This window comes from Mucilaginibacter sp. 22184, from assembly GCF_052045695.1.
Taxonomy (GTDB): domain Bacteria; phylum Bacteroidota; class Bacteroidia; order Sphingobacteriales; family Sphingobacteriaceae; genus Mucilaginibacter.
The window spans coordinates 396,768-410,557 of the sequence record NZ_JBQEPI010000007.1 but is presented as its reverse complement, the minus strand read 5'-3'; the positions used below and the strand labels follow the sequence as shown (position 1 = coordinate 410,557).

13 protein-coding genes are annotated in these 13,790 nt (G+C 42.9%); 7 read left to right on the top strand and 6 right to left on the bottom strand.

The window, feature by feature from the left end; translation table 11 throughout:
* The first annotated feature begins 1 nt into the window (after position 1).
* Positions 2 to 817: a serine acetyltransferase gene (locus ACTJKG_RS17790; protein ID WP_172337980.1), complete on the top strand. Its 816-nt coding sequence runs from the start codon at positions 2 to 4 to the stop codon at positions 815 to 817.
* Positions 818 to 831: 14 nt separating this feature from the next.
* Positions 832 to 2,100, top strand: coding sequence for a cation:proton antiporter (locus ACTJKG_RS17785; protein ID WP_440739968.1), 1,269 nt, complete (start codon positions 832 to 834; stop codon positions 2,098 to 2,100).
* A gap of 12 nt (positions 2,101 to 2,112) precedes the next feature.
* Here ACTJKG_RS17785 and ACTJKG_RS17780 read toward each other — a convergent pair whose 3' ends face one another.
* The 4 genes from ACTJKG_RS17780 to ACTJKG_RS17765 all read right to left on the bottom strand — a co-directional run bounded on the left by ACTJKG_RS17780 (position 2,113) and on the right by ACTJKG_RS17765 (position 5,015).
* Positions 2,113 to 3,009, bottom strand: a complete 897-nt coding sequence (locus ACTJKG_RS17780) for an SDR family NAD(P)-dependent oxidoreductase (protein WP_440739967.1) — start codon at positions 3,007 to 3,009, stop codon at positions 2,113 to 2,115.
* Positions 2,921 to 3,283, bottom strand: coding sequence for a helix-turn-helix transcriptional regulator (locus ACTJKG_RS17775; protein WP_440739966.1), 363 nt, complete (start codon positions 3,281 to 3,283; stop codon positions 2,921 to 2,923). Before ACTJKG_RS17775 ends, ACTJKG_RS17780 begins: the two co-directional genes overlap by 89 nt.
* 138 nt (positions 3,284 to 3,421) lie before the next feature.
* The gene (locus ACTJKG_RS17770) at positions 3,422 to 3,955 is read right to left on the bottom strand and encodes a carboxymuconolactone decarboxylase family protein (protein WP_440739965.1); all 534 of its coding nucleotides are present in this window, start codon (positions 3,953 to 3,955) and stop codon (positions 3,422 to 3,424) included.
* 511 nt (positions 3,956 to 4,466) lie between these two features.
* Positions 4,467 to 5,015 (bottom strand): inclusion body family protein, encoded by a 549-nt coding sequence (locus ACTJKG_RS17765; RefSeq protein WP_172337975.1) that lies wholly within the window; start codon positions 5,013 to 5,015, stop codon positions 4,467 to 4,469.
* A 290-nt stretch (positions 5,016 to 5,305) separates the two neighbouring features.
* Between ACTJKG_RS17765 and ACTJKG_RS17760 the strand changes: the two genes are divergently transcribed.
* The 3 genes from ACTJKG_RS17760 to ACTJKG_RS17750 all read left to right on the top strand — a co-directional run bounded on the left by ACTJKG_RS17760 (position 5,306) and on the right by ACTJKG_RS17750 (position 8,075).
* Positions 5,306 to 5,578: a DUF1905 domain-containing protein gene (locus tag ACTJKG_RS17760; RefSeq protein ID WP_172337974.1), complete on the top strand. Its 273-nt coding sequence runs from the start codon at positions 5,306 to 5,308 to the stop codon at positions 5,576 to 5,578.
* A gap of 228 nt (positions 5,579 to 5,806) precedes the next feature.
* Entirely contained in the window at positions 5,807 to 6,844 is a 1,038-nt protein-coding gene (locus ACTJKG_RS17755) for a LacI family DNA-binding transcriptional regulator (RefSeq protein WP_172337973.1), read from the top strand.
* 157 nt (positions 6,845 to 7,001) lie between these two features.
* Positions 7,002 to 8,075, top strand: a complete 1,074-nt coding sequence (locus ACTJKG_RS17750; RefSeq protein WP_440739964.1) for a phosphotransferase enzyme family protein — start codon at positions 7,002 to 7,004, stop codon at positions 8,073 to 8,075.
* 343 nt (positions 8,076 to 8,418) lie between these two features.
* Here the strand turns inward: ACTJKG_RS17750 and ACTJKG_RS17745 are convergent, their stop codons facing one another.
* Complete coding sequence (locus ACTJKG_RS17745) at positions 8,419 to 9,363, bottom strand: NAD-dependent epimerase/dehydratase family protein (protein WP_440739963.1); 945 nt, start codon at positions 9,361 to 9,363, stop codon at positions 8,419 to 8,421.
* 277 nt (positions 9,364 to 9,640) lie between these two features.
* Between ACTJKG_RS17745 and ACTJKG_RS17740 the strand changes: the two genes are divergently transcribed.
* A complete protein-coding gene (locus ACTJKG_RS17740) occupies positions 9,641 to 11,041 on the top strand; it encodes an endonuclease/exonuclease/phosphatase family protein (protein ID WP_440739962.1) in 1,401 nt (466 codons plus the stop codon).
* A 313-nt stretch (positions 11,042 to 11,354) separates the two neighbouring features.
* Positions 11,355 to 12,902 (top strand): arylsulfatase, encoded by a 1,548-nt coding sequence (locus tag ACTJKG_RS17735; protein ID WP_440739961.1) that lies wholly within the window; start codon positions 11,355 to 11,357, stop codon positions 12,900 to 12,902.
* A gap of 181 nt (positions 12,903 to 13,083) precedes the next feature.
* On the opposite strand, the gene ACTJKG_RS17730 is transcribed toward ACTJKG_RS17735, so the two are convergent.
* Positions 13,084 to 13,722 (bottom strand): ankyrin repeat domain-containing protein, encoded by a 639-nt coding sequence (locus tag ACTJKG_RS17730; protein WP_440739960.1) that lies wholly within the window; start codon positions 13,720 to 13,722, stop codon positions 13,084 to 13,086.
* Positions 13,723 to 13,790: the final 68 nt, after the last annotated feature.

Below are 13,790 nucleotides of genomic sequence, written 5' to 3'. Positions count from 1 at the left end.
TATGAAAGAGGATAAACTCGACAGCTTTATACAATTGCTTTATCAAACCCATAAAGCCGAATGGGAGGCTACACCAAAGATCAGACAGTGCGTTGGATGGCTGTCTGATCTCTTTGAATTTTTGTTTCCCAATAATCACGCGAACAAATTATCCATATATGGTGGCCATCTGAAAAAGAACCAGATAGATCTTGAAAACATACTGCTAAGCTATCTCGATCCAAAGGATATTAATATTGAAGAAGCTGTGATTGCATTCTATGATTCATTGAATGAAATTTATCAGAATCTTCGGCTCGATGCATCCATGATCTATGAAAAAGATCCGGCGGCTACCAGTGTACATGAGGTGATTGTTTCCTATCCGGGCTTTTATGCTATTGCCGTATATCGTATAGCACATCAGCTTACCCTGCTCGCCATTCCTATTTTACCAAGAATATTATCTGAGCACGCGCATGGCAAAACCGGTGTGGATATTCATCCTAAAGCTCAAATTGCTGTACCCTTTTGTATCGATCACGGTACCGGCATAGTTATAGGTGCAACCAGTATTATTGGTAAATACGTTACCATCTATCAAGGGGTAACGTTGGGCGCAGCGCAGGTAAGTAAAGAACTATCCGAAACCAAGCGGCATCCTACCGTGGAGGATAATGTGGTCATTTATGCCCGCAGTACCATTTTAGGTGGTCGTACCGTGATTGGTCATCATAGTATAATTGGAGGCAGTGTATTTTTAACCAAAAGCGTTCAACCCTTTTCACATGTTTTTAATACCCACCAATTAAGAATTGAGGTAAAGGAAAACTTGTAATAATTTTTTCAACTATGGTTTCTAAACTCAGTTCATCAGAGATAATACATTACCTGCTTATTCTTTTAGTTATCCTGATACCGGCAAGATTATTGGGCGAACTATGCCGCAGGTATAAATTGCCAGCTATTATTGGTGAGATCTTCGCTGGTATTATTGTTGGCCCTACGCTGCTGGGGTTATTATTCCCTGATCTTTTTAAAGGCATCTTCCTATCCACTCCGCATGCTTTTCAGGCATTTGACGGTATTGCCAATATTGGCATTATTTTACTCATGTTTATTGCCGGCTTTGAGGTAGATCTGAAACAGATAAGGCAGAATGGTAAACAAGCCATCAGTATAAGTCTTACAGGCATTATATTCCCTTTTGCTATTGGTTTTGCAGCCGTATGGTTTCTGTATCAAAGTCATTTTGCCAATGGCTTTAACAATCAATTAGTCACTTCGTTATTTTTTGGAACCGCGCTCTCTATAACCGCACTTTCGGTGATCACCAAGATATTACTTGACCTCGACATTCTTAATACACGCATAGGCAATATCGTATTAACAGCTGCCATGGTTGATGATTTTCTGGGCTGGATCTTATTCTCGGTTATTATTCAGCTGATGAATGTTGGCAAAGGTGAGGCCTCCTTTTGGGCGGTGAGTATAGTTATCCTTTATGCAGTTTTCATGTTAACGGGTGGGCGCTGGCTTATCCACAAGCTAATGTCTTTTGCGGGCAAAGGAGAAAAGCCCGGCAGGGTGCTTACCATGGCCGTTTGCCTTTGCTTGATCAGCGCTTGCATTACCGAAGGGCTTGGCGTACGCGGTATATTTGGAGCCTTTTTGGTTGGTGTGGGTATTAATGATTCTGCATATTTTACAGAGAAACACAAACATGTGCTGCATCAATTCACTATCAATGTATTAGCACCGTTGTTTTTTGCTTCGGTTGGGTTAAGATTGAATTTCATAGCCAATTTTAATCTCGAAATTGTGCTGATCATCCTGGTTATAGCCTGCCTTGCAAAACTCATAGGCGCCGGAATAGGCAGCGCTATGAGCGGCATGACCAAAAACGAATCAATAGCTGTTGCCTTTGGAATGAACGCGAGAGGTTCGCAGGAGATTGTTTTAGGATTACTGGCCCTGCAGGCAAAGATCATAAGTGAGCCTGTATTTGAAGGGCTGGTGGTAATGACTGTAGGCACCATGATCATATCGGGCCCGATTATGAAACATTATTTTTTGAAAGAACAAAAATTGCAGTTAGAAACTAAAACTATCCCTGTATAAGAGGGGCTTATTTTAATACAGATCAACAGGAAATCTTGATGTGCTGATTAAAAATAGATCAGATTGCAACTGCCCATTGATTTCTACCCTGAGAATTGCTGTCGGGCCAAAACCAACATTTTCCTCATCACTTATGAATAAGGAGGTAAACACATGGTTGCAAAACTCATCAAGTGATGCGCCATGATTTAAACCCGGGCCCGCAAGAGATGTATGTACTGCGGGCGGAATCAATTCGGCAACCCGGCATCTGGTAGCAGATAGAGCGTGCCGCAAGGTAATCGTATAATGATGTAAAGCCGCTTTACAGGTACTGTAAACCGGCGCGAAAGCCTGCGGTATATATGCCCCGCCCGAAGTAACATTAACAATCAACGCATCTTTTCCGTTATTTAATATTAAGGGAGTAAGCAAGAGGTTCAGATGGATGGGACCGGAAAGTAAAATATCAATCTCTTGCTGTCTCTCGTCCCATCCCGCAGTATCGGCGGCCAAAGCAATCCTGCGCTGGATACCCGCGTTGTTTACCAAAATATTTAATCCTGGTAAAACCTGGTTAACATGCTCTGCCAGTTCTTCTCTATTCTGTGCATTGCCTATATCGCTTCTATAAGTAAGCAAACCTGGCAGTTCTATAGCGGTAGCTTCCAGTTTTGCTGCATTTCTACCGGTAATCATTACTTTACAACCTGCCGCCATCAAACGTGCCGCAAGCCCTTTTCCAATGCCGTCACTTCCTCCAGTGATCAGCACTTCTGCGTTTGTTAAATCCATCGTAACTCTTTTTACAAAATTGGAGATAACGAAACCTACAAAATGGTCATGATTTAAGTAAATGATTTTTCCGGTATTCTTTTGGCGAAACTCCATTAAAACGCCGAAACCATTTGGTGAATTGAGATGGCTCAAAATCCAGTGTTAAAGCAATATTCCGAATAGTATAGGTCTTATCAGCCAATAATTGCCTCGCTATCTTTACTATCCGTGCCTGGTAAATGCCGCAAGGCGATACCCCGGTTGCATCCTTTATCGTGTTACTTAAATGAATAGGATGTACATGCAACAAATCGGCAAATTGTTCAATTTCCAACATTTCGGTTGCCCGGTGATGAATAAGATCATCCAAATGTTGGTCAACCATTAGTGTAAACGCTTCCGTAAGTTGCTGTGGACGATCGGCCATAATTCCAAATTTATTAATTAATCCCAATATGCTGCATCTCAATGGATGGTGGTTTTCTGACTGAAATCTAATTCACAAAAATGCCCGGACATTTACAAAATCCGGGCTTCTCTATAACTTAAATAACTAATCAGCACATTATAGTGCAGGTACAGCAGGCCAGTCAACAGGTATCTGGGTAAGGGCAAACAGATAATTGGTGATGATTTTATCGCCTACAGCCATCACCACATCAACAAGACTGCCTTCATTATAACCCACCGCGTAAAAGTTTTCTACTAATTGCTGATCGGCATGGCCCTGATTTTCAGCAATACTTTTTACCAGTTTGGCAAGCGCATCCAGTTTCGGATCAAAGCTGATCTCGGCTTTGCGTATTTCCAACACCTGCTCATCGGTAAAGCCCTGCATTTTGCCAAAAGCCGTGTGGGCGCTTAAACAGTATAAACATTTATTCACCTGGCTAACCACCAGGTTAACCACCTCGCGCTCTTTACCACGTAAAGATGATTTACCGTTTTGCAGGGTAAGATAATTACCCAAAGCATTGTCTGAATGGGCAAATGCGGCAAACAGGTTGGGTACATGACCAACCAATTTAGTAAGGTTATCAAATATAGTTTGGTTTGCTGGTGATACCTGCTCTCTGGTTGGGATTGGGAAAGTTTTCATGTTGTTATATTTTATTTCGTTTTTGTTGACCCAAAATTGAGGTTTTTGGGCAGGCTACGGAATGGACAGAATTCCCGAAGACATGTAAAGATTTCCCGTTGAGCGTTACCGTTTTTTTATGATGATATATTTTGCTCGTACATAAACAACTCCAGGTCAATAATCCTTAAAAAAGCAGGTTATCTCCTTAAAAGTGGGTTTACATGGTTTACACTTTTCAGGGTTAACATTCAATTTAACTAATTGATAATCAATTTATTAAATTTGCCTTTCCATCATAAAACGTGTTTTTATGTAAACCCACTTTTAGCCTCTCAGGGCTATGATAAAAGCAAAAGTTTTTTTAATTCCCTCCCCACTGCCTACCGTGTGTACACAAGTTACGATGCTCCGTAGGAGCTACCTGTTGATTGTTTTCGTGATGTGTAATATGGTAGCCCCACGGAAGGATAATAGCCCATGAGTAGACATAACACATCAATAATATCACAGAAGCGGGGCTGTTGGACTATTAATGTTGTACCGTGACTGTTGGATTCCAGTAGTAATAGCCAAACAATACCGGATCGGCATGATCTGCCTGGCGAACATATAACGCGAATTGAACGGTATAGTATTCTGTTCCGGTGTTGATCACATTAGCCTGGTTAAACCAAAAATTCTGCGCCGAAAAATCTACCGGAAGCGCAGCGCTATCTACGGGCAAAATTCCCTGCCTGGTATAAACACTGAACGTTAGGTTATTAAATACCGTAGTGCCCCCAAACTGAGCCAAACTGTAAATTACTACAGCTGAGTCGAAATTGCTGTTTTCAGAAACAGCATGCCAGCGAATGATATCACCAATATTGGCCTTTATATTCAGATTTGCCGTGCCCGACCCGGTAATGACATCGCTCCTGGTAGCCACCAAATACATATAATTGTGCGGTAAACCACTTGGATCGGTGGGATTTTTACTTGGATTAGGATAATCGGCAACAATGGCATCCGTATCAATAACTATCTGGATATTGATTATTTCCTGCGAGGAAGAAAGAAGTTCGTTATAAATGGCCACAGTGGTAAGGTTAAAAAATGTTGGTGTTTTTTTTAACTTAACAGGGAAAAAGACCACAGTCTTGCAGGCTGTTTTTCTTAGTCCCTATCGCTATACAAACCTGGCATTTAATATTTACCCCTCTAAGCGTATAAATACCTAATACAAAAAATGAGTATTTATACGCTCAAAACGCTAAATGTCTTTAACATTTAATGATGTCGCAAAACTATCTTTAAATGTCGTGTTTAGCCCTAACGCTTTATGATGCGTCAACCTAACTTTGTATGGAACAATTTAAATAATACAGTATGAGCGCTTTAAATAAACAATTCACAGCTACGCTGTTGAAAAGCCCAAATAAAGGCGGCTGGACTTATTTGATCTGGCCAGATTCAGTAAGTTTTTTTGGCACCCGCGGTCTGGTAAAGGTTAAGGCCACGGTTGACGGGCATCCCTTCCAGAGCTCTTTTATGGCCCTGGGTGATGGTACGCACAAATTACCTATCAAAGCCGATCTGCGTAAGCTTATTGGTAAAGACGTTGGCGATACGGTATCCATCAACCTGCAGGAGCGTATTTAACAGGTTCCTATATTTTGATGCAAACCCGGTATTTATATGCCGGGTTTGCTTTGTTTATTTATGATTTGCAGCTAAAAAAACTAATTAGGCAATAACCAGAAACAAACGTTTGCGTGGACATAAACGGTATTTTTACGTTGGTGAAGCAGGCAACTTTTTCAATAAATCCCCGCTTAAATTGCCAGTTTAAAAGCATTTTACTAATTTTAATGATTACTAAAACTGATAATGACCGGAAAACCAGCCACCATAAAAGAAATCGCGAAAATTCTTAATGTTTCTGTATCAACAGTTTCAAGGGCTCTGCATAAACACCCAACCATTGGTATTACTACCCAAATAAAAGTGCAGGCCCTTGCCGAAAAACTGGGCTATGAACCTAACCAGAATGCTATATCTTTCCAAAAAGGCAAAACCTATACTATTGGTGTTATTATTCCCGAACTGGCCGAAGCCTTTTTTTCTGCGGCTATCAGCGCTATTGAAGATACTACCTATAAAAGAAACTATACCGTTTTGATAGCCCAATCACATGACAACGAGGAAAAGGAGATCCAGCTGGTTGAAAAAATGAAAAACTCCCGTGTGGATGGCTTGCTGATATCTGTAGCCAAAACGACCTCGTCATTCGCTCATTTTGATATGCTGAAGCGCTTTAACATCCCTGTAGTGTTTTTTGACCGCATCCCACCCATAAAAAACATACACTATGTGGCCTGCAATATGGAAACAGGCAGTATTGAAGCCGTAAACTATCTGCTGCAAAAAGGTCATCGCAGCATCGGCCTTATTAACGGGCCCGCTACCCTGGCTGCCAGCGGCGAGCGCAAGGAAGGCTATATTAAAGCCATGACCAAAAACAGGCTAAAGTTTGATCCTTCGTTAATTGTAGGCTGTAATTTAACAGAAGAAGGCACCCGTGAGGCATTGAACAGCCTGCTGGATCACAAACGCCGGCCAACAGCTATTGTTACCTTTAATGATTATGTATCCCTATACGCCATCAAACATGCCCGCGACCTGGGTATCGATCTGGATAAGGACCTGCAATTTGTAAGCTACGCCAATTTACCCATCATCAATTATATGGACTATGCACCGGTGGCCTCGGTTGAGCAATTCCCCCATCTCCAGGGACAAAAAGCTGCCGATATTTTACTGGATCTGCTGGCGCGTAAAGACCAATCATCCGACGAGGTTCAGGCCTATTACAACGTGATAGTGGAGTCGCAACTGGTAGAAAACAAGGTCCGCAACAGCCAGTGAAATTGTAAATATTACACCATTCAAATCAGACACTCATTTTGAACCTATCTTAAAGGCTTGTCAATAAAAAAAACAGGCAAACGTTTGCGTGAAAAGTTTAGAAGTTTATTAATTAGGTTTGGTTTAAGCATTCAAAAAACCTTAAAAAACTTAGTAAATGTTTGATGTTATTCTAAAATCCTTTGGCCTTATCGCACATGACTATCATATCGAAAAATTTGGTGAAGGATTGATCAACCGAACCTGGAAAATAACCGGTTTAAAAAACGATAACGAGTTTATATTGCAGCAGATCAATAAAAACGTTTTTAAAACGCCAGAACATATAGCCGAAAACACCAACAAGATAGATCAGTATTTATCAAAACGTTATCCCGATTATTTGTTTGTAGCATCCCTGCCTACCACAACCGGCGATTATATGGTTAAGTATACCGATGATGAATATTATCGCCTGTTTCCATTTATCAAAAACTCTATTACCCTCAATACAGTACAAACCCGCGATGAGGCTTTTGAAGCGGCCCGCCAGTTTGCCAAGTTCACCAATTTGCTGGCCGGCTTTAATGTAAGTGGCCTGCATTACACCCTGGCCGGTTTCCATGATCTATCTGGCCGGTTTGAAACTTTTAAGCGGGTAGTAAAAAATGCAGGTAGCGAGCGATTAGCGGAAGCCAGTGATACCATCGACCAGGCCTTCAGGCACCGGGATATTGCCGATGTGCACCAATCCATTATGCATGATCAGCTGATACCACTGCGTGTTGTTCACCACGATACCAAGATCAGTAATATTTTGTTTAATACCGATCATAAGGGCCTCTGTGTCATTGATTTGGATACGGTGATGCCGGGTTACTACATCAGCGATGTGGGCGATATGATGCGCACTTACCTCTCCCCTGCCAACGAGGAAGAGCAGGACCTTTCCCTGATTGATGTGCGCGAAGATTTTTTCGCGGCCATTGTAGAAGGCTACCTATCAGAAATGAACACCAACCTTACCGAGGGCGAGCGTGAACTGTTTGTGTATTCGGGCAAATTCATGATCTATATGCAGGCCATCCGTTTCCTGACCGATTACCTCAACAATGATATTTACTACGGCTCCAGCTATCCCGGCCATAACCTGGTAAGGGCCCGCAACCAATTTACGCTACTGGAAAAATACATGGCTTCCGAAGATAAATTTATGCAGATGGTAACCACTACCCAAAGTCAGCCGAAATGATGGAGGAAAAACTTTTTAAACCTTAAATTTTAACAAATTTCTGATCAAAAAAGAGGCAAAACGGATTAAAAAACAGTCGGAAAAATTCGATTCTATCATTTTTAACAAATTACAACACGATTTTAACGTGTTTTGAAAACTTTAAAAAGTATCGGTTTTTGTTTCCTTAGTTATTAATCAAACAGCCCGCTTCTCTGGTAAAAGAGAAGCGGGCTGTTTGCCTTTCTGTAACTATACAAAAGTTTTTGCGGGATTATGATAAGGTATAGTTCTTCGAAATGTCAGACTTACAAAGTTTTAAAAACTTCGTAAGTCTGAAAAGTAAAATCACTAATTCACTAACTCAATAATTGTTAACCAACAGGTGTTTGATCATGTCGCCGGTCATGGCTTTCAGGTTAAACCGGGCCTGCCAGTTCCAGTCTTTTTGGGCCTCACTATCATCAATTGATCGCGGCCAGCTATCGGCTATTTGCTGGCGTGGGTCGTTTTCGAGATAGCCGATGGTAAAACCTGGGATATGTTCGCTAATCTCCACTGCCAGCTCGGCCGGGGTACAGCTAAAGCCAGCCAGGTTATACGAGCGGAATACTTTTAGTTTTTCCAATGGAGTTTGCATCAGCTGGATAGTACCACGGATGGCATCATCCATATACATCATGGGCAGGCGCGTATCCGCCGAAAGGAAGCATTGATAGCTTTCGGTGGCTATGGCATCGTGAAATATCTGTACGGCGTAATCGGTAGTACCTCCGCCGGGCGCGGCTTTCCAGCTGATGAGGCCGGGATAGCGGATGCTGCGTACATCCAGCCCATACTTTTCGCGGTAATAATTGCACCAATGCTCGCCGGCCAGCTTGCTGAAGCCGTAAACCGTTTGCGGATCTTTTTCGCCAAACTGCGGGGTATCATCTTTCGGCGAACCCGGACCGAACACCGCGATAGAGCTTGGCCAGAAAACTTTCTCCACCCGGTAAGCTACCGACAGATCAAGCACATTCAACAAACCGTTGATGTTAAGATCCCAGGCGTAGCGGGGTTTGGTTTCGCCGGTGGCGGATAACAGTGCCGCCAACAGGTATACTTGTTTGATACTATACCGCTCAAAAATGGTTTTCAGCCGCTCCATGTCATTAACATCGGCCTGTACAAATACGTCGCCCTTTAACTGCTCGCGTGGTCTTATATCGCAGCTAATGACCTGGCAGGCGGGCCAGGTTACCTTTAAGGCATCAATCAGTTCGGTACCTATCTGCCCGTTTGAGCCTATTACTAAAATACTATCCATATCCGGTTTCAAAGCCGAAAATTAGACATCATTAACCGAAAACGGGTTGCTACAACTCTTCAATCTTTACACAAACGTTTGTTAAATACCTATTTTAATAAATAACGATCAGTAATTTTAACGTAGCCAGAAGCAGGTAAAAACCAAGGGCATCATAAATTTTTGTACCCTCATGGACTGCCAGAAACCAAGATAAACACGGATAAATTATATAATATCAAAATAATACTATCCAAATAAGGAACATATTATTTTGCATCTAAATCAAACTACTCAAATGAAAAAAAGCTACCTAATCCCATTGCTTTCAGCACTCTTACTTTTAAACTGCAAAAAGGCATCATCCTATTTTTCAACAGACGGTGCCCCGGTTAAACATCAAACAACCCTGGCAGCGGCGGCCGACTCCGTTACGTTAAAAGTTTTACAATTAAATATCTGGCAGGAAGGCACATCCGTGACGGGAGGCTTTGATGGTATCGTTGACGCCATTATTCAGTCAGGAGCCGATCTCATTACCTTAAGTGAAGTTCGGAATTATAACAGTACCAAGTTTGATGAACGCGTTGTAGCGGCTTTAAAAGCAAAAGGCTATACTTTTTATTCGTTTTATGACAACAATGTTGGCATTGTATCAAAATACCCTATTGCCTCGTTTAAAACCAACATTTACGGCAATGCCTTTGATAAAGCCACCGTTAGTCTGAATGCTACCACGCAGGTTACCCTTTACTCGGCCCATTTAGATTATACCAACTACACCTGTTACCTGCCACGGGGTTATGATGGTGTAACTTTTAGTAAAATAGCCGCGCCGGTTACAAACGTCGACAGCATTCTGGCGGCCAACCTTAAATCAACCCGGGATGAGGAACTAAGCGCCTTTGTAAACGATGCCAAACAAGAAAGGGACAATGGCCGGATTGTTATATTAGGAGGCGATTTTAATGAGCCTTCGCATTTAGATTGGGTTAGCGCTCAAAAGGATTTGTTTGATCACCATGGCACCATTGTACCCTGGCAGGGCAGCGTTAAATTATATGGAGCAGGTTATAAGGACTCATACCGGGTTAAAAATCCCGATCCGGTAAAATACCCCGGATTTACCTGGGCGGCTTTTAACACCGGCGCCCGGCTTTCATCACTGGTATGGGCACCGGATGCCGATGAGCGCGACCGTATTGATTACATTTATTATGCCGACAATGATAACAGGGTAAACGTAAAAGAATCCATCGTATTTGGGCCATCGGGCTCCATTGTAAGGGGCCAGGGATACGAAGATGCCATTTACCCCAATCCTTTTCTCAAGCCAACAGGAACATGGCCTTCGGACCATAAAGGCGTTATAACTACTTTTTCCATCAAGACAACAGCAACTCAGGCAAACATTAGTTTAAATAAAACAAAGTTTTCAACCGGTGAAACCATTACCGTGAATTTTGCCAATGGCTCTGCCGATCCCAAAGCCTGGATCGGGATCTATCAAACCGGCAAAGCACCCGGCGCCGCTAATACATATGCCGATGCCTGGCAATATACCAATGGTTTGGTATCTGGCAGCCTAACGTTAACATTACCATCGGGCAAACCTTCAGGTTCTTATTATGTTGCCTATTTTAAAGATAACGGATATATTGAAATTGCCCCCAGGCTTTCGTTTACTTATGGCAACTAAACCCCGCATTCACAAGACTTTCGCTCCTGTGAATTGTACGACCACTAATCTCCGGAAGCTCGGAAAGCATGACGCATAGTCGACTCACCGGTCTACGCTTCGCTGGACCACCCTATTTTCGCCTGCCGCGGAAAGAGGGTAAAGAAAAAAGAAGTAAAGAAAGCCTCCCTATGCGCGAAGCGAAGAGAGGGGGCGACAAGCGCAGCGATGTAGGGGTGAATGGATACCACGCAAGCTTCGCTTCCTATTAAAAGCAACACAAACGTTTGTAAAGTATATAACTAAGCAAATGATCATCAGTAACTTTAACCCAATGAAAAGAGGTTATACAATCATCGCTTTACTGTTTGGGATATACGCTAACGCACTGGCACAAACAGGCTCATCGCCTAAAACATTAAAAGTAAAACCCAATATTGTTTACATCCTGGCAGATGACATGGGCTATGGCGAGTTAGGCTGTTACGGGCAGCAAAAAATTGAAACTCCTAACTTAGATGAACTGGCCAAACATGGCAAACGTTTTACGCAGCATTACGCCTATCCGGTTTGCGCTCCGTCGCGCTATTCACTCATGACGGGTAAAAACTCGGGGAAAGCTTTTATCCGCGGTAATCATGAATGGGAAGAGCGGGGCGATGTGTGGAATTTTAAAGAAATGGAGAAAAACCCGACTTTGGAAGGGCAATATCCCATCCCCGGTTCAACCATTACCATTGCCAAAGTTTTAAAAACTGCCGGTTACACCACAGGCATTGTTGGCAAATGGGGATTGGGTTCGCCCATGAGCACCGGCACGCCTAACAACCAGGGATTTGATTACTTCTTTGGTTTTATATGTCAGCGCCAGGATCATACCTATTATAGCGGTCATCTTTGGGAAAACAATAACCGCGTACCGCTGGATAATAAAATTGTTGATCCGGATGTAAAATTCCCCAAAGACCTCGATCCGCTTGATGAAAAAAACTATGAAAAATATCAGCAAAAGGACTATACCCCTGATTTCCTGATCAGGGCGGCGCTAAGGTTTATTGATAACAATCATCACAAGCCATTTTTCTTGTATTACCCATCGCCATTGCCGCACCTATCATTGCAGGCGCCTAAAGAACTGGTGGATTACTATCACCAAAAGTTTGGCGATGAAAAACCTTTTTTGGGAGGCAGCTATTTCCCCGTCCGCTATCCGCATGCTACCTATGCTGCCATGATCACCCTGCTGGATAAACAGGTTGGGCAGATCATTCAAAAACTAAAAGACGACGGCGTTTACAACAACACCATTATTATGTTTTGCTCCGATAACGGCCCGGCTTATAATGCGGGCGTGGACCCCACATTTTTTAAAAGCGCTGGGCCCTTTAAAGGCGAATATGGCTGGGGAAAAGGATATGTTCATGAAGGTGGCATACGCGAACCCTTCATCGTATCGTGGCCGGGGAAAATAAAGGCTGGCAGTACCAGTAACCTGGTATCAGCCACGATTGATATGATGCCTACCCTATGCGACTTGCTCAAATTAAAAACCCCGAAAGATGTAGATGGCCTGAGCATTTTACCAACCATACTTGATCGCGGGCAACAAACCCTGCATGAGTACCTGTATTTTGAGTTTCCCGAATATGATGGTCAGCAGGCTATCCGCCTGGGTAATTGGAAAGGTGTACGGCTAAATATGCTGAAAGGAAACAACAAATGGTCGCTATTTGATCTTTCCAAAGATCCGCAGGAACAAAATGATGTGGCGGCGCAACACCCGGATATGATACAAAGGATGAGCGCTATTTCGAAAAAAGAACACCACACACCAGAGCTTAGCCGCTTTATTATCCCGGTTTTGGAACAGGAAAATAAGTAACTGATTTTTGATAGAGCTGTATAGAGTCACACGCGGCACGCGTGCGCCAGCGGCTAAGAGCGCTTTTTGTCATCCTGAGGAACGAAGGATCTTCTTCAGCATATATGTATAATCGCACAATAGATGCTTCACTCCGTTCAGCATGACAAATTTATTTCCATTCAAGGCTTAAGCACTAATGTCAATCCTTCAATAATGCTTTCAATTCCCAATCCCCATCATCTAATAATTCGAGAGGTATATTCCCATCGCAATTGGGGATGTTTTTATCTGCGCCTGCCTGGACCAAGATCCTGACGCATTCTAAATAATTGGATGAACTGGTTGCGCCACCGTTCTTTAATCCGTGAACGGCCCAAAAGAGCGGTGTAGCTTTAAAATCGATACATAACTTATTGATCTCCGCGCCTTCAGCCACCAGTTTTTTAACCACTTGAGCCCGGCCGCACCAGGCTGCCCAATGTAAAGCCGTACCCCCATGGCAGCCCGCGTGATTTAAATCGGCACCGCTTTCGATATATAAAATAGCCACCTGGTCGGCGTGCAGGCTTGCCGCGGCAACAAGGGGGGTATCCTGTTTTGCAATCAACTCCTCATTACCATTAATATTCGCTCCATGCGCTAAAAATATCCGAGCCATTTCAACAGCTTCCGCATCGGTATAGGTTCTGGAAAATACCCCGTCGCAGAGGCGGTGCAGTGGATGGGCCAGGGTGGTGTTTACGCTATCATATGGAATACCTTCATTAGCCAGATTGCGGTTATTGGTAAGCGCCTGTTCTATGCCCTGGTAATCTTTATGGTCAATCAATTTTTTCATTGTTTCCATTCCATTTTTAGTTTTATAAAAGTGGTTTAAATAAGGCGAATTAACAATTGACCACGATC